The organism is Bradyrhizobium sp., from assembly GCF_035935975.1.
Classification (GTDB): domain Bacteria; phylum Pseudomonadota; class Alphaproteobacteria; order Rhizobiales; family Xanthobacteraceae; genus Bradyrhizobium.
Map to the genome: position 1 here is coordinate 202,060 of NZ_DASYWN010000022.1, position 16,853 is coordinate 218,912.

The following is a 16,853-nucleotide window of genomic DNA, read 5'->3' on the forward strand; positions in this document are numbered from 1 at the left end:
GCAAGGCCGATAAACTCCCGAGATGACAGCATCGCCGCGATTTTTCGGAGGCATACATGCGCTGAGGGCCGTGGCGGCAATTTTGGTCGTCGGCGAACACGCGGCCTATGTCGCAAACCACTACACGCCGATCCGCATGACCTCGTTCGGAGTCGTGTTGTTTTTTGCGATTTCCGGGTTCGTGATCTCGCTGCAGCGAACGAAGAGCTGGACGGACTTCGTGCAGCATCGATTGTTGCGGATTTACCCGAGTTACTGGCTGGCCATGATCGTTGCAGCGATTGGGCTTACCGCTATTCACTCGCCGGTCAGCGCGAGCGCATCATCGCTGCTGCTGTATCCCTCGACCGTCAGCAACAGCTCGCTCACGATTCCTTACTGGACCCTTGCCTTCGAAATCACCTTCTATGCTCTGGCGTCCGTCGCTTATCGGGCGCGCCTCAGTGATCGCACCCTGACCATTCTGGCCGTCGTCTGGATCTTGGCCGTCAATCTCGTCGCCGCCGCGCCTGATGTCGGCAGGTACACCTTTCCGGGCTTTCCCGGCATTTTGTGGTCGCCGGCCGTGCAGGTTTTTCCGATGGGCGTCATCTGCGGGATCCATTTCGACCATCTCAGGAAGTTGCCCCGGCTGGCCGGCCTTTCGGCAGCTCTGGTTGCATTTTGCCTGAGCTTTGCATTTCCCGAGTACAGTTCGCACAAGCTGCTTTTTCTTGGCGTGGCGGCGACGGGCCTCGTGCTCGCCGTTGCCGATCTCGATTTGAAGTCGCGCCTGGTTGCGACGTTGGGCGATGCGTCATACGGGATCTATCTGCTGCACTTTCCGGCGATCATTATCGCCGTGCGCGTATTGCGTGTGCAGGGGCTTGCCTGGCTGCCGCTGTATTTCGCGATCGGCTTGATCGCGGGTTACGCCTTCGGGCTGCTTGATTGCCGGCTCTACCGGTGGCTGGCGGCAAACTCGTCACGAATCTTCCGCTTGCCCGTTCGGACGCAAGTGCCGGCACCCGCAACATCCGACGTCATTCAACGCAACCAAGATCGGCGAAGCTGAACGGTTCGCGAGGTCGAGCAAAGCTTACCGCTCGTCTGCGATCACCTTGCCGTCGTTCGGCAGCCCGCCGGGGCTGACCAGCTCGACGGCGCCGCCGAGCTTCGTCACGGCCCGCAGGCTGCTTGCGATCTCATCGCGCAGCGCATCGCTCGCGGCCGATGTCTCCGCTTTCAGCGTCATCGCGTCGGTCTCGCCCTGGCGGGTGACGACGAGACGCAGACGGCCGAGCGCGGAATGGCGCTTGCCGATCTCGGCGATCTGCTCGGGGCGGACGAACATGCCCTTGACCTTGGTGGTCTGGTCGGCGCGGCCCATCCAGCCCTTGATGCGCATATTGGTGCGGCCGCATTTGCCCGGGCCCGGCAGTGCTGCGGTGAGGTCGCCGAGCGCGAGGCGGATCCAGGGATGGTGCGGATCGAGCGAGGTGACGACGATCTCGCCGACGTCGCCCGGCGTCACGGGATCGCCGGTCCCGGGCCTGACGATCTCCATGATCAGGTCCTCGTTCACGACCATGCCCTCGCGCGTCTCGGTCTCGAACGCGATCAGGCCGAGATCGGCGGTGCCGAAGGCCTGGTAGGCATCGATGCCGCGCGCCTTGATCTCGGCCTGCAGCGACGGCGGGAAAGCCGCGCCCGAAACCAGCGCGCGCTTGATCGAGGAGACATCGCGGCCGGCGGTCGCGGCGGCATCGAGCAGAATCTTCAAAAAGTCCGGCGTGCCGCTGTAGCCGACGGGACGATACGCCTCGATCAGCTCGAATTGCTGCTCGGCATTGCCCGGGCCGGCCGGGATCACCGCGCAGCCAAGTGCGCGTGCGGAGGCGTCAAAGATGAAGCCGCCGGGGGTGAGGTGGTAGCTGAAGGTATTGAGCACGATGTCGCCCTCGCGGAACCCCGCCGCGAACAGCGCCCGCGCGCCGCGCCAGGGATCGGCCTGCCGGCCCTCCGGCTCGAAGATTGGCCCCGGGGAGGTGAACAGGCGGGCGAACGACCCCGGCGCCGCCGCCACGAAGCCGCCGAAGGGGGCTGAGGCCTTGTGCAGGGCCGGCAGCTCGGACTTGCGCAGCACCGGCAGGGCCGCCAGCGCCGCCCTGGAGGTCACGGAGGCGGGATCGAGACCCCTGAGCCGCTCTGCATAGGCCGGCGCAGCCATTGCGCTGCGGAGCACGTCCGGCAGGCGGGAGAACAGATCGGCCTCGCGCGCGGCGGCCTCGCGCGTCTCAAGGGCATCGTAATGGGCGGTCATGGCTGATCTTTCCGGGTTGGCATCCGTTGCACGCCGCCGCCGGCATGGGTATCAGACGGCAATGGGCGAGGCTTGAAGAGGACGCGATGGCGGACGAGGGAATCATTGCGGCGGGCGAGGCCGTCGACGTCGTCGCGCGCCTGAAGGGCCGCATGATCGAGGATGCGCTGCCGTTGTGGTCCACCGTCGGCTGGGACCGCGGCGCGGGCGGCTTCATCGACCGATTGCACCGCGACGGCACGGCGGACGTGGCCGCGCCGCGGCGCGTGTTCGTGCAGGCCCGCCAGATCTGGTGCTACGCCAAGGCGGCGCAGATGGGCTGGTATCCGGAGGGCCGCGCCATCGCGCTGAAGGGGCTGGAGCATCTGCTCGGCAAGGCGAAGGCGCCCGACGGCAAGCCCGGCTATGTGCACAGGCTGACGCCGGAGGGGGCTGTGCTGGACGCGCGGCGCGATGCCTATGACCACGCCTTCATCCTGTTTGCGCTCGCGACCGTCTACTCGCTTGACCAGGACGCGCAGGTTCGCGCCGAGATCGACGCGCTGCTCGCCTTTCTCGATGGCCATCTGCGCTCGCCCCATGGCGGCGTCCACGAGAGCCTGCCGGTGTCGCTGCCGCGCCGGCAGAACCCGCACATGCATTTGTTCGAGGCGATGATCGCGTGTTTCGACGCGACCCATGACCTGTCGTTCCAGAACCGCGCCGGCGAGTTCTTCGCGCTGTTCCTCGCCAATCTCTACGACAAGCAGAAGCGCATCCTGACCGAGTACTTCGAGGAGGACTGGTCGAAGATCGAGCCGGTCAGCGTCGAGGCCGGCCATCAGGCGGAATGGGTCTGGCTGCTGAAGGGATTTGAACGCATCACGGGATGCCCCACGGGGCAGCGCCGCGCCGAGCTGCTTGAGACTGCGCTGCGCTATCGCGACGAGGCGACCGGCTGCCTCACGGACGAGGGCGATGCCGCCGGCAACATCCGCCGCGCGACACGACGGCTGTGGCCGCAGACCGAGATGGCGAAGGCGTGGATCGCGCAGGCCGAATCCGGCGAGGCGGGCGCGGCGGACGAGGCGCGCGCGGCGCTGGTGCGGCTCGAACGGCATTACCTCAGCCATCCCGTGAAGGGCGGCTGGTACGACCAGTTCGATCGCGACGGCAAATCGCTGGTCGACACCATTCCTGCGTCGTCGTTCTATCATGTTCTCTGCGCAGTCACGGAAGCGGACCAGGTGCTGAGTTGAGTTTCACAGCCACCGTTTGCGCCGCTTGAAGCTCTTGAGGTTTTTAAAACTCTTGCGCTGGTCGCCGGCGCCGCCGAGATAGAACTCCTTGACGTCCTCGTTGTCGCGCAAATCGTCGGCGGTGCCGTCGAGCACGACCTTGCCCTGCTCCATGATGTAGCCGTGGCTCGCCACTGACAGTGCAGCGCGCGCGTTCTGCTCGACCAGGAGGATGGTCACGCCGAGGTCGCGGTTGATCTTCTGGATGATCGAGAACACCTCTTTCACCAGCAGCGGCGACAGGCCCATCGAGGGCTCGTCCATCAAAATCATCTTTGGGCGCGCCATCAGCGCGCGGCCGATCGCGAGCATCTGCTGCTCGCCGCCGGAGAGATAGCCGGCAAGGCCCGTACGCTCCTTCAGGCGCGGGAAGTAATTGAAGACCATGTCGAGGTCGGCATCGACCTCGCGGTCCCGGCGGGTGAAGGCACCGAGCTTGAGGTTCTCCAGCGAGGTCATGTCGGCGACGATGCGGCGGCCCTCCATCACCTGGAAGATGCCGCGCCGGACGATCTTGTCGGGATCGATGCCGTTGATCCGCTCGCCCTCGAACAGGATCTCGCCACGCGTGACTTCGCCGTCCTCGGTCTTGAGCAGCCCCGAGATCGCCTTCAGCGTCGTCGACTTGCCGGCGCCGTTGGCGCCCAGCAGCGCCACGATCGCACCCTTGGGCACGTCGAGGCTGAGGCCACGCAGCACCAGGATGACGTCGTCATAGACGACCTCGATGTTGCGCACGGCGAGGAGGGGAGGCGCGGGCACGGCGGTCGGCTTGGCGTGATGTGCTTCGATGGTGTCGGTCATGTGTCATCATTCTCCGCTGTCATCGCCCGGCTTGACCGGGCGATCCAGTATTCCAGAGACGCCGGAGATTCATCGGGAAACCGCGGCGTACTGGATCCCCCGCCTTCGCGGGGGATGACAGTTGTGCGTATGGTGAGCGCCGGGCTCACCAGCCCAGCAGTTCCGCCTTGCGCGGCAGCTCGACGGTCTTGACCTTCTCGAGCTTGATCGTGCCCTTGGCCATGAGGTCGTTGAGCTCGCCGTCGGTCGCGCCCGAGATCTTGGTGCGGTAGAGGTCGACCTTCAGCGTGCCGCGATGGTCCTTGTCGGTCCAGGTCGAGGGATTGCAGACGCCTTCCATGCCGGCCGGCACCCAATCCTTCTTCTGGTAGAAGCCCTTCCGGACGTTTTCGCCGGTGGCGCCGCCGTTCTTGGCGGCCCAGTCGAGCGCCTCCTTCATGTACAGCGCCGAGCAGACCGCGGCGATGTAGTGCACGGGGCGATAGACCTTGCCGGTGGGGTCGGACATCTTGGAGATTTCCATCACCGTCTTCATGCCGGGCGCATCGCCACCCCAGCTCACCGCGGTGCGCAGCGGGAAGATCACGCCATTGGCGGCGTCGCCCGCGGTCTTGGCGGCGTTCTCATCCATGCCCCAGACATTGCCGAGGAACTGCACCTCGGCGCCCGCGGTCTTGCAGGCCTTCATCACCGAGATGTTGGAGGCCGCGGTGTTGCCGAGATAGGCGTAATTGGCGCCCGAGGATTTCAAGCTCAGGCACTGTGCGCTGTAGTCGCCCGGCGCCAGCGCGAACACCAGCGGCGGCAGCACCTCGAAGCCGAGCTCCTGCGCCATGGCTTCGCCGGCGGCCTTCGGCGCGTTCGGATAGGGATGGTTGGCGCCCATGTGCACGAATTTCGGCTTGCCGGACTTGCCCTTGGCCTTCCAGTCCTCGGCCGCCCAGATCAGCATCGCGCGCAACGAGTCCGAATAGCTCGGGCCGTAGAAGAAATTGTAGGGCGCGGGCTTGGCCTTGCCGCTGACGCCTTCGGGGTCGGTCAGCGCCGCGGCGTAGGAGCCGGAGAGATCGGGGATCTTGTCCTGGGCGAGGAAGCCGGTCAGCGCTTCGGTATCCGCGGTGCCCCAGCCCATGATGGCCGCGACCTTGCTGTCCGGCGCCGACCACTTCTTGTACAGCGCGATCGCGCGCGGCACCTGGTAGCCGTAGTCATTGGTGTCGACATTGAGCTGCTTGCCGCCGACGCCACCATTCTTGTTGACCCAGGCGAAGGTGTCAGCGACGGCCTGGCCATAGGGGGTGCCGACGTCGGACGTACCACCCGAGCGATCCTCGAGATGGCCAAGCGCGATTTGCGCCTGCGCGCCCGCAGAGAATGCTGCGATGGCAAGCGCGAGCGACGCGGTGCTCAAAAGGGACTTGGTCTTCATCGGTTGGTTCCTCCTGTTATCTTTTTAAGTGAAGTTGCCGTGCTCAATGCGAGAACGGGTAGAGTTTCCAGTACGCCTTGATCTGACGCCAGCGATGCGCGAGGCCATCAGGCTCGAACATCAGGAACACGATGATGATTACCCCGATCGCGATCTCGCGCAGGAAGGTGAGGTTGTTGTTGAGCGAGAGCGCCTTGTCGATCGCGCCGCCCTTCAAGTACATGCTGAGGAATTCCATGGTCTCCGGCAGCAGCACCACGAAGGCGGTGCCCATCAGCGTGCCCATGATCGAGCCGGTGCCGCCGATGATGATCATGGCCAGGAACAGGATCGAGCGCTCGATGCCGAAACCTTCCTGCGACACCACGAGCTGGTAGTGCGCATAGAGCGCGCCGGCGATGCCGGCGAAGAAGGCGGCGAGCCCGAACGACAGCGTGCGGTATTTGGTGAGGTTGATGCCCATGATCTCGGCGGAGAGGTAATGGTCGCGGATCGCCACCAGCGCGCGGCCGTCGCGCGTGCGCATCAGATTGGTGACCAGGATGTAGCTCGCCAGCACATAGGCCAGCACGACATAGAAATACTGCTTATCGCCGCGCAGCGTGTAGCCGAAGATCGAGAACGGATTGGCGCTCGCCGGCACCGATCCGCCGGTGAACCACTCGGCGCGGGAGAAGAAGTCGAGCAGGATGTATTGCGCCGCTAGCGTCGCGATGACGAGATAAAGACCCTTCAGCCGTGCCGCCGGAATGCCGAAGATCAACCCGACCAGCGCGGTGACGACACCCGCAAGCGGGATCGCGAAGAACACCGGGATATGTGCGCTGTTGGAGATGTAGGCCGAAGTGAAGGCGCCGAGCAGGAAGAAGGCGGCGTGACCGATCGAGATCTGGCCGGTGAAGCCGACCAGGATGTTCAGGCCGAGCGCGGCGATCGAGAAGATGCCGATCTGGATCAGGATGCTGAGCCAGTAGCCGCTGAAGAATTGCGGCGCGAAGCATAGCAGCGCAACGCCGAGAATCGCGAAGTTGCGGCTGGTGGCCGTCGGGAAGATCGTGGTGTCGGCCGCATAGGAGGTGCGGAAATCACCAGCAGGAATGAGGGCAGGGCCGGCCATGGATCAGATCCGCTCGATGTCGTGGGTGCCGAACAGGCCGTAGGGCTTGATCATCAGCACGATGATGAGGACGTAGAACGGCGCGATCTCGTAGAGATTGCCCCAATGCAGATACTCGCTGTCGACATATTGTGCGACGTTCTCGAGCAGTCCGATGATGATGCCGCCGAGCACCGCGCCGCCGACGGAATCGAGCCCGCCGAGGATCGCCGCCGGAAACACCTTGATGCCGTAGGCGGCAAGGCCCGAGGACACGCCGTTGACGACGGCGACGACGACGCCTGCGACCGCCGAGACCGTCGCCGAGATCGCCCAGGCCATCGCGAACACGCTCTTCACGGAGATGCCGAGCGACTGCGCCACCTGCTGGTTGAACGCGGTGGCGCGCATCGCGAGGCCGTATTTCGAGGCGCGGAAGAACCAGGCCATGCCGATCATCATCGCGACCGAGACCACGAGGCTCATGACGTAGACCGTCTGGATCTGGAGGCCGAACAGGCCGACCGACTGGCTCTCGAACACGCGCGGGAACGGCTGCGGGTTGACGCCGAACATCCATTTGAGCGTCGCCTGCAGCACGGTGGAGAGGCCGATCGTCACCATGATCACGGAGATGATGGGCTCGCCGATCATCGGTCGCAGGATCAGGACCTGGACCGCGATGCCGAACACGAACATGAACACCAGCGTCATCGGCATGCCGATCCAGAACGGCACCTGGTATTTGGCAAGCAACGCCCAGCACACCCAGGCGCCGACCAGCAGCAGTTCGCCTTGCGCGAAATTGACGACCTGCGTCGCCTTGTAGATCAGCACGAACGACATCGCGACCACGCCATAAAGCGTGCCAACCACGAGGCCGTTGACGAGAAGCTGAATGAGGAAGGCGGTGTTCATGTCGATGTCCGCGCAAGATGCAGAGGCGATGGTGGCGCACCCTCTCCCCTTGTGGGAGAGGGTGGCTTCGCGAAGCGAAGTCGGGTGAGGGGTTGTCTCGGCAGTGACGGTGCGGAGAGAGGACCCCTCACCCGAGTGAGGGTGTGGTTAGCTGTTGAGATGCCCTCTCCCACAAGGGGAGAGGGCGCATCGACGGGCGTCGCGCTCGTGGGTGACAGGAATTTCACTCCGCAGCCTCCGCCATGGGGCCGTGTCCGCCGAGATCCACCACGCGCAGCGTCGTGCGCACTCTTTGCGTGGTGCCGTCCTGGAAGCGGATCACGGTGTCGACGGGGATGTCGGCATCGCCGCGGTATATGGCGTCGATGATGCCTTCGTATTTCTCGTTGATGACGCCGCGGCGCACCTTTCGCGTACGGGTGAGCTCGCCGTCGTCGGCATCCAGCTCCTTGTAGAGCAGCAGGAACCGCGAGATGCGCTGGGCCGGTGGCAGCGTCGCGTTGACGGTCTCGACCTCCTTCTGGAGCAGCGTATAGACCTCCGGCCGCGAGGCGAGGTCGCTGTAGGTCGTGAAGGAGAGGCGGTTCTTCTCCGCCCATTTCGAGATGATGGAGTAGCGGATGCAGATCATCGCGGCGAGCGCGTCGCGGCCGGCGCCCAACACCACGGCTTCCGCGATATAGGGCGAGAATTTCAGCTTGTTCTCGATGAATTGGGGCGAGAAGCGTTCGCCGCGCGAGGTCTCGGCGAGGTCCTTGATGCGGTCGATGACGACGAGCTGGCGGTTCGCATTGAAATAGCCGGCATCGCCCGATAGCATCCAGCCATCCCTGATGTCGGCGACGCTCGCCTCGGGGTTCTTGTAATAGCCGAGGAACATATTGGGATGCCGCACCACGATCTCGCCGACGCCGTGGACGTCGGCATTGTCGATGCGGATCTCGACGCTGTCGGCCATCGGCACGCCTGTCGTGTCAGGGTCGACCTTGCCCTCGGGATGCAGCGTGTAAGCACCCAGCAGCTCGGTCTGGCCGTAGAGCGTGCGCAGCGGCACGCCCATGGCCTGGAAGAACTTGAACGTATCGGGGCCGAGCGCAGCGCCGCCAGTGGCCGCCGAGCGAAGGCGGGTGAAGCCGAGCCGGTCGCGCAATGCACGGAACAGGATCGCGTCGGCAAAGCCGGAGCGCTTGCCCTCTGCCAGAGCGGCAAGGCCACTCTTCATCCCGATGTCGAACAGGCGCTGCTTGAAGGGCGTTGCGTCCATCACCTTGGCGCGGACGTCGGCGGCGATCGATTCCCAGACCCGTGGGGCAAAGAGCACGAATGTCGGCGCGATCTCGCGCAGATCGTTCATCATCGTATCGGGCTCTTCGACGAAGTTGATCTTCATCCGGCAGAGCAGGCCTTTGCCGAGCACGTAGACCTGTTCCATGATCCAGGGCAGCGGCAGCACCGAGACATATTCGTCGTCGGGACCTTTGGGGTCGAAGGCGAGATAGGTCGCGCAGTGACCGAGCACGCGGCCGGCGGCGAGCATCGCGAGTTTGGGATGCGAGGTGGTGCCTGACGTCGTGCAGAGGATCGCGACGTCCTCGCCCTTGGTGGCATCGACGAGCCTGTCGTAAAGCTCTGGCTCGCGCGTGGCGCGAGCGCGACCAAGCTCGGCAAACTTCTCCGCCGACATCAGGCGCGGATCGTCATATTTCCGCATGCCGCGCGGATCGGAATAGATGATGTGCTTGAGCTTCGGCACGCGCTCGGCGAGCGCCAGCAGCTTGTCGACCTGCTCTTCGTCCTCAGCGAAGACGAGTTGCGCCTCGCCATAGGTGAGGAGATAGGCGGCTTCCTCGTCGAGCACGTCGCGATAGAGGCCGAGACTGAGGCCGCCGATCGCATGCGCCGCCACTTCCGCAGCGACCCAGTCCGGCCGGTTGTCACCGATGATGCCGACGACGTCGTCGCGGCCAAGACCGAGCTCGATCAGACCGAGCGCGAAATCGCGCACCCGCGTCTGATAATCGTTCCAGGTGAAGATGCGCCAGAGGCCGAGATCCTTCTCGCGCAGCGCGATCTCGTTGCCATGCTCCTTCGCGTTCAGGCGGAGCATTTTGGGATAGGTGTCGGCCTGCGCGACGCGGCCTGCATAATCCATCATGCCGCGCTCTCCTGCGCCGGCGGCGCATCGTCGGGATCGACCAGCGTCTCGTCCTCTTCGCCGAGATAGGCACGCTTGACGTGAGGATCGGCCAGAACGGCGCCCGGATCGCCCTCGGCGATCTTGCGGCCGAAATCCAGCACCATGACGCGGTGGGAGATGTCCATCACCACGCCCATGTCGTGCTCGATCATCACCACCGTCATCCCGAACTCCTCGTTGAGGTCGACGATGTAGCGGGCCATGTCCTCCTTCTCCTCGAAATTCATGCCGGCCATCGGCTCGTCGAGCAGGATGAGGCGCGGCTCCAGCGCCATGGCACGCGCGAGCTCCACGCGCTTGCGCAGGCCGTAGGAGAGGGTGCCGGCGGTTGCCTTGCGCACGGACTGGAGGTCGAGGAAGTCGATGATCTCCTCGACCTTGCGGCGGTGCGCGAGCTCTTCCTTGCGTGCGCCGGTGAGCCAGTAGAGCGATCCCGTGAGGAAATTGTTCTTCAGCAAGTGATGGCGCCCGACCATGATGTTGTCGAGCACGCTCATATGGTGGAACAGGGCCAGGTTCTGGAAGGTGCGGCCGATGCCGAGCGAGGCGCGCGCATTCGGCGTCAGGCCGGTGATGTCGCGATCGCGATAAAAGAGCTGGCCTTCGGTCGGCTTGTAGCGACCGGAAATACAATTGACGATCGAGGTCTTGCCGGCGCCGTTGGGGCCGATGATCGAGAACAACTCGCCCTCGTTGATGGCGAAGCTGACATCGGTCAGCGCGCGAACGCCGCCGAATCGCAAGGACACGCCGCGCACTTCGAGACTGGTAGCCACCAAACAAATCCCTCCCGGTGATGGCGCATTCCGCGGCGCTCTTCGTCGGTTCCTGTCGGCGATCCTAATACGGCCTTGCCGGTGAGGCCATGCAGCAGATGGTCTCCACCGGAGCCGCGCACTTTCGTTCCGGTTTGGGATCAAAAGCCGCATCGCCCGAGGTGGTCCTCAATAGGGGAAAGCGCTATCTTGAAATGTCTCCCGCCTGACAATTCTGCGACAAAGTTTTTCGGGCGGCAGCGGTCTCCGTCTTTCGTCGGATGGCGGTCGAAGCGAACATGTTGCGATGCAACAAAAAGACGGGGTGACGATACGGTGCGGCTGGCTTCGGGATCATGATTTCAGAGGATCATCTGAAGCGCGTCGCCGCGTGGTCGCGCGAGCTCACGCAAGCGGAGATCGAGGTCGCCCGCGCCGGAATCACGGAGCGGTCCTACGGCACCGGTGAGACCGTCTTCATGCGCGGCGACACGTTCGACTATTGGGCCGGCATGGTCTTTGGCCTCGCCCGGATGGGCGGGGTCTCGCGGGACGGCAAGGAGACGAGCCTTGCGGGGCTGACGGCCGGGGCCTGGTTCGGCGAGGGCAGCGTGCTCAAGAACGAGCCGCGGCGCTATGACGTGGTCGCGCTGCGCAACAGCCGCGTCGCGCTGATGGATCGCACCGCCTTCATGTGGCTGTTCGAGAACAGCGTTGGCTTCAACCGCTTCCTGGTGCGCCAGCTCAACGAGCGGCTCGGCCAGTTCATCGGGATGCTCGAGGTCAACCGGACGCTGGATGCCACCTCGCGTCTTGCCCGCAGCATCGCCTCACTGTTCAACCCGATCCTCTATCCGGAATCGACCGCGCATCTGGAGATCACCCAGGAGGAGATCGGCGCGCTGTCCGGCATGTCGCGCCAGAACGCCAACCGCGCGCTGAACCGGCTGGAGAAGGAGGGGCTGCTGCGGCTGGAATATGGCGGCGTCACCATCCTCGATGTCGAGCGGCTGCGCGGGTACGGGGACTAGCGCGTTTTCGAGCGAAGTGGATCCCGGTTCGCGCCAAGAAAACGCGTCAAAACGAGAATCTAGAGCCCCGTTCCGATTCATCGGAGCGGGGCTCTAGCGCGCATTGGCGGGCGCGTGCACCGGCCAGAGGTCGGCGCGCCAGCGGATTGCGATCGCCAGCATCGCGACGATGCCTGCGACCGCGTAGAGCGATCCTGTCGCGGAATAGCCGATGATGTCGATCAGGCCGCCGGCTGCGAGCAATCCGAGCGGGAGCCCGTAGATCACCATCATGCGCACCCCCATCACGCGGCCGCGTAAATGGGCGCTGGCGGTCCGCATCAGGATCACCGCGGCCGAGATCATCGACATGCTCTGGGCGATGCCGGCGAGCACGAGGCAGGCCATCGCCACCGGCATGGTCCTGATCTCGACGAACACGAGCAGCATCGCGTACCAGGCCAGCGTCGCGCCGATCAGAAGCCGGGCAATGCGCAGCCCGCTGACGAGGCTGAGCGTGATGGAGCCGATCAGCGAGCCGACGGCGAAGCTCGCCGAGAGATAGCCGAGGCCGGTCTGGTCGGTATGAAAGATGTCCCGCGCGACGTAGGGCAGCAGTCCGTGCGTGAACGGAAACGCGGTGAGGTTGGCCAGGAATGCCACGCACAGCGCCGCACCCATCCCGGGTCCATTCCACGCGTAGACGATTCCTTCCTTGAGGTCGCGCAGCAGCTTTGAGCTGGCGTGGTCCCCGGTAGCGTGATGCGCTGCAAGGGACTTAGCCGGCCGGGTCACGCAAAACATCAGCACCGAGGACACGAGATAAAGGCAGGCGACCGCTGCATAGACCAGTCCGATGCCGAGCACGGCAAACAGCCCGGCGCCCGTCAGCGCGCCGGCGATGCGCGCGCTGTCCTGCGTCGTACGCGACAGGCTGATCGCCCCAACGAGCTGCTCAGCCGGCATGATGTCGGCGAGCAGCGCGCTGCGAATGCCGAGATCCGAGGAGCGGATCAGGCCCATGATCGCCACGATGATCATGACGTTGAGCGGTGCCAGATGGCCGGTCAGCGCCAGCACCATGATGGTCGAGGCGAGCACCGTATAGGCGAGGCGGAGCACGACCAGGAGGTCGCGGTGACCGATGCGGTCGCCGACCATCCCGAGCACCGGTGCGACCAGCGTTCCGACATATTGCAGCGATGCCAGAATGGTCAGCAGCAGCACCGAGCCGGTCTCGACCAGGATGTACCAGCCGAGCACCAGCGTCTCGACCTCAAACGCCCAGGAGGTGAGCAGGTCGGACGGCCACTGGAAACGATAGTTGCGGATGCGAAATGGTGCGAGCGCCGAACGCCGTGCGGTTGCGCTCACGACGCGATGACGCGTGTCACGGCGATTCCCTGCCCTTGCTGCTTCTTGTTTCTGTTCGGCAACGTAGCGCTGGCGATCTGCGTGTCAATCGCGGCGGCCGCGGGCCGCCTCTGCGCCGGGCTCTTACCTCGTCGCAGCTCTCGGCTTGCGCTCTGCGAGCGCCGCGGCCATCGCCGAGATCAGCGGCCGCATGAAATAGGCTTCGTCCGCAGGCGAGATATCGGTGCGCAGACCGTGTGCGGCGAGCTCGCCGGAGACCGCAGGCCCAACCGAGGCGATCAGCGTGCGCTCGAATCCCGCACGCAGCTTCGCCTCGCTGCCATGCGCCTTCGCCGCCTCCATCAGGCGGCGGACCTGGCCGAGATTTGTCAGTGCGATGGAATCGATCCGCCCGTCTGCCATGTCGTCGATGGCGGCGACGATGTTGGCGTCCGCCGCCTTGGAATCGTAGACGTAGGGCAACACGGTATCGACCTCGGCGCCTTGCGCGGCCAGCGCACCGGTCAGCGCGCTATGGTCCTTGTCCGGATAAAGCTGAAGTCCGAGGCGTCGTCCCTTCAGGTCGAGCTTGCCCAGCATCTCGATCACACCCTCGGTGGTCGGCTTCTCCGTGGTCTGCTGGGCCTCGAGCGCGATTTCGCGCAGCGCCTTGCCGGGCTTCGGCCCGCGCGTGAATTTTCGCGATGTGGCGAGTGCCGCGACAAGGGCCTGGTCGATCTGGCGCGCGCGCGCGAGCTTCATGATCCGCCGCAGACCCTCGCCAGTCATCAGCACGAGGTCATCAAGCGGCTTGTCGATGGCGCGGCGGATCCAGGCCTCGACCGGAGCCGGGTCCGGCGCGTCCTGGATGGTGAACATCGGGCATTGCACCACCTCGGCGCCTTGCTCGGCCAGGAGTTTGGAGAACTGCGCCTCCTCGCGGGTTTCCAGGATCAGGATGCGGGTGCCGGTCAAACGGTCGGCCATGGTGTGCTCCAGTGAGCAAAAATCGCAATCGTTCGTTCATCTTGACACCCTCGTCGGGATTGGCGCAAGGGCAGCGTCAGTGCTAGAGCAGGACGCAAATCGCGGGTCTTTCCGCGGCCTTTGCACAAACCTTCATCAAGAGCCATGCCTGATCACCAGTATGTTCTGACCCTCTCGTGCCCGGATCGCCCGGGCATCGTCTCGGCGGTCTCGACCTTCCTCGCCCACAACGGACAGAACATTCTCGACGCCCAGCAATTCGATGATGTCGAGACCAAGAAATTCTTCATGCGCGTCGTGTTCACCGCGGCCGACCTTGCCGTGGAACTGTCCGCGCTCCAGACCGGCTTTGCCGCGATCGCCGAGCGTTTCGGCATGGAGTGGCAGATGCGCGACCGCGCAGCGCATCGCAAGGTGATGCTGCTGGTGTCGAAGTCCGACCACTGCCTGGTCGACATCCTCTACCGCTGGCGCACCGGCGAACTGCCGATGACCCTGGCCGCGATCGTCTCCAACCATCCCCGTGAGGTCTATGCCGGGCTCGATTTCGGCAGCATCCCGTTCCACTATCTGCCTGTTACCAGGGAGACCAAGAGCGAGCAGGAGGCGCAGATCCTCGATCTCGTCGCCAAGACCGGAACCGATCTCGTGGTGCTCGCCCGCTACATGCAGATCCTGTCGGACGATCTGTCCGCCAAGCTGTCCGGCCGCTGCATCAACATCCATCACTCGTTCCTGCCGGGCTTCAAGGGCGCAAAGCCCTATCACCAGGCCCATGAGCGCGGCGTCAAGCTGATCGGCGCGACTGCCCATTACGTCACGCGCGACCTCGACGAGGGCCCGATCATCGATCAGGACGTCGAGCGCATCAGCCACCGCGATACGCCGGAAGATCTCGTCCGCAAGGGCCGCGACATCGAGCGCCGCGTCCTGGCGCGCGCGATCCGCTATCACCTCGACGACCGCGTGATCCTCAACGGCCGCAAGACGGTCGTGTTCGTGGACTGAAGATCTTGTCTCCTGAACGTCCCGCTGTCGACTGTCCTGCTGACGGATGGCGGAGCTTTGTTCTTCCAGCTTTGGTACCTGATGCCGCGGGAGGCGTCGCAGACGGGCAAGGGATGAATTTGGGCTGGCAATTTTGTTCGACTTGCCGCAAGAAGCCCCTGTCCCCCCGCCGGGAAACGGCTGCCGTCCTCGAGACCAATCCAACGCAGTTTTGAGCCGACGAACTCGTCGTGAAATGCATCAGCACGGAGGGGCAACCTTGAAGGCGTTGATAGAGCATGCGAGCCCCGCGCTTTTGAGCCGTGCGCGCTTCGTTGCACGCGCGCTCGTCGTTGCATTCGTTCTGGTGTGCGTGTTCGATCCGGCCGATCGGATGCTTGGGCTCAAGGTCTGGGTATTCCTGGCGCTATGGCCGGCCACCCTGGCTGTGGCTGTTTTGACCCGCGGAACAGTTCAGTTGCCTGTCGATCTCTTGATCATCACGCTGCTGTTTATCCTGATCCCGGTTCTGTCGATCGCCTGGTATTATCTTGTAAGCGGCGTCGAGCCCTATGCGGGGTTCGCCCTCCTGAAGAGCTATCTCTTCGTTTCGCTCGCGATCATCTTGTTCGTCAACCAGATCGACGTGCTGCCGATCTTGAGCGCCGCGCTGACGGTTCTCGCGCTTTTCACGATCGCAATCTTTGTTGCCCTGTCACTCTATCCCGACATATTTGACCCCATACACGAATGGGGCGTTGGCGCCGGGATATTTCTCGTATCTTACCGCAGCTACGGCCCGGGTTTGTCATTTACTCAAGTCGCCTTCGCGACGGCGCCGATGCTGGCCATTGCAATTTCGTATTATTTTGATTGCGCTATGTCCGGTGCCGAAAAGCGGCAGAGGCTGGCTTATTGGGGGCTGACAGCGCTCGGGATCTTGGCGATGCTTATGGTCGGCCTGCGCAATACAATGGCAGTCGCGTTGCTGCTGCCGTCTTTTCTGTGGCCGCTCTATACGCGGCGCCCGGGGCGCAACGCGCTCATCAGTCTTGCAATGCTGATCGCATTGAGCCTACCCTTCATCGGAAAGTTGAGGGCCTTTCTCGATCCGGCGGAACTGTCCAACAACACAAAGCTGACTTTTCTTGGCGATTACGCCCGCATCTTCAGCGATCCTGTTAATTTGATCTTCGGGCAGGGCCTGGGGGCCTTCTACAAGTGGAGTACGTCCGGATTGCCGGATTTTGAAACGACCGGCTCGAACTTCTACTTCATCTCCGAACTGACATATCCTGAAATGATCCGATCGTTCGGTTTGGTGGGGGCGACCATCATGCTTGCGCTTGTGCTTTATCCGGTCGGGCGTGCCTTCCTGATGAGGTCCACTACAACGCGACGCGCTCAGGCAATAGGCTTCCTGGCTTATCTCGGCATGAGCGCTACGAATCCACTGCTTTTCTCGTCCTCGGGAATGCTCATCTGGGCTGCGTTGGTGGTCGCGAGCTTTCGTGAAAATGTTCCGCCTGTCGCCGGACGGAAAGCATGACACGACGACGGCCTAATGTCATAAATTACCTCCGCTCAGCTTCTTGCTGTGGTCGGCGGACGAAGATAAAGTAACTACGGGTTGAGATTCTGTATCTATTTTCCGCTTGGAAACTCACTGAAATGATTTGCGGTCAATTACAGTAACTTGCGCCAGCCCGCAGTTCCGGGTATTGCCCGGTCCGCCGCA

14 protein-coding genes are annotated in these 16,853 nt (G+C 63.8%); 5 read left to right on the forward strand and 9 right to left on the reverse strand.

Translation table 11 applies throughout. The features are described from left to right. Positions 1-22: 22 nt before the first annotated feature. Positions 23-1,054 carry an acyltransferase gene (locus VGR99_RS10870; RefSeq protein WP_326898335.1) on the forward strand — a complete coding sequence of 344 codons (1,032 nt, stop codon included), beginning with the start codon at positions 23-25 and terminating at the stop codon, positions 1,052-1,054. A gap of 24 nt (positions 1,055-1,078) precedes the next feature. Here the strand turns inward: VGR99_RS10870 and VGR99_RS10875 are convergent, their stop codons facing one another. Further along, the gene (locus VGR99_RS10875; protein WP_326898336.1) at positions 1,079-2,302 is read right to left on the reverse strand and encodes a phenylacetate--CoA ligase family protein; all 1,224 of its coding nucleotides are present in this window, start codon (positions 2,300-2,302) and stop codon (positions 1,079-1,081) included. Between the two features lie 86 nt (positions 2,303-2,388). On the opposite strand from VGR99_RS10875, the gene VGR99_RS10880 reads away from it, so the two are divergent. Continuing rightward, positions 2,389-3,540: an AGE family epimerase/isomerase gene (locus tag VGR99_RS10880; protein ID WP_326898337.1), complete on the forward strand. Its 1,152-nt coding sequence runs from the start codon at positions 2,389-2,391 to the stop codon at positions 3,538-3,540. A 3-nt stretch (positions 3,541-3,543) separates the two neighbouring features. Here the strand turns inward: VGR99_RS10880 and VGR99_RS10885 are convergent, their stop codons facing one another. The 6 genes from VGR99_RS10885 to VGR99_RS10910 form a co-directional block, all read right to left on the reverse strand. After that, on the reverse strand, positions 3,544-4,383 hold the full coding sequence (locus VGR99_RS10885; RefSeq protein WP_326898338.1) for an ABC transporter ATP-binding protein: 840 nt from the start codon (positions 4,381-4,383) through the stop codon (positions 3,544-3,546). A 145-nt stretch (positions 4,384-4,528) separates the two neighbouring features. After that, positions 4,529-5,812: an ABC transporter substrate-binding protein gene (locus VGR99_RS10890; protein WP_326898340.1), complete on the reverse strand. Its 1,284-nt coding sequence runs from the start codon at positions 5,810-5,812 to the stop codon at positions 4,529-4,531. Positions 5,813-5,855: 43 nt separating this feature from the next. Further along, complete coding sequence (locus VGR99_RS10895; protein WP_326898341.1) at positions 5,856-6,929, reverse strand: branched-chain amino acid ABC transporter permease; 1,074 nt, start codon at positions 6,927-6,929, stop codon at positions 5,856-5,858. A gap of 3 nt (positions 6,930-6,932) precedes the next feature. Then, on the reverse strand, positions 6,933-7,826 hold the full coding sequence (locus VGR99_RS10900; protein WP_326898342.1) for a branched-chain amino acid ABC transporter permease: 894 nt from the start codon (positions 7,824-7,826) through the stop codon (positions 6,933-6,935). A 223-nt stretch (positions 7,827-8,049) separates the two neighbouring features. Further along, positions 8,050-9,981, reverse strand: coding sequence for a long-chain fatty acid--CoA ligase (locus tag VGR99_RS10905; protein ID WP_326898343.1), 1,932 nt, complete (start codon positions 9,979-9,981; stop codon positions 8,050-8,052). Continuing rightward, positions 9,978-10,799: an ABC transporter ATP-binding protein gene (locus tag VGR99_RS10910; RefSeq protein ID WP_326898344.1), complete on the reverse strand. Its 822-nt coding sequence runs from the start codon at positions 10,797-10,799 to the stop codon at positions 9,978-9,980. The genes VGR99_RS10905 and VGR99_RS10910 overlap by 4 nt, the downstream gene beginning before the upstream one ends. Positions 10,800-11,134: 335 nt before the next feature. On the opposite strand from VGR99_RS10910, the gene VGR99_RS10915 reads away from it, so the two are divergent. Further along, positions 11,135-11,809: a Crp/Fnr family transcriptional regulator gene (locus VGR99_RS10915; protein WP_326898346.1), complete on the forward strand. Its 675-nt coding sequence runs from the start codon at positions 11,135-11,137 to the stop codon at positions 11,807-11,809. Positions 11,810-11,902: 93 nt separating this feature from the next. On the opposite strand, the gene VGR99_RS10920 is transcribed toward VGR99_RS10915, so the two are convergent. Next, entirely contained in the window at positions 11,903-13,162 is a 1,260-nt protein-coding gene (locus tag VGR99_RS10920) for an MFS transporter (RefSeq protein WP_326898347.1), read from the reverse strand. 123 nt (positions 13,163-13,285) lie between these two features. After that, on the reverse strand, positions 13,286-14,128 hold the full coding sequence (locus VGR99_RS10925) for a uroporphyrinogen-III synthase (protein ID WP_326898349.1): 843 nt from the start codon (positions 14,126-14,128) through the stop codon (positions 13,286-13,288). A 144-nt stretch (positions 14,129-14,272) separates the two neighbouring features. Here VGR99_RS10925 and purU point away from each other — a divergent pair, with 144 nt between their 5' ends. After that, positions 14,273-15,136 (forward strand): formyltetrahydrofolate deformylase, encoded by an 864-nt coding sequence (gene purU, locus VGR99_RS10930; protein ID WP_326898350.1) that lies wholly within the window; start codon positions 14,273-14,275, stop codon positions 15,134-15,136. Between the two features lie 259 nt (positions 15,137-15,395). Further along, positions 15,396-16,664, forward strand: a complete 1,269-nt coding sequence (locus tag VGR99_RS10935; RefSeq protein ID WP_326898351.1) for a hypothetical protein — start codon at positions 15,396-15,398, stop codon at positions 16,662-16,664. The last annotated feature ends 189 nt before the right edge of the window (positions 16,665-16,853 follow it).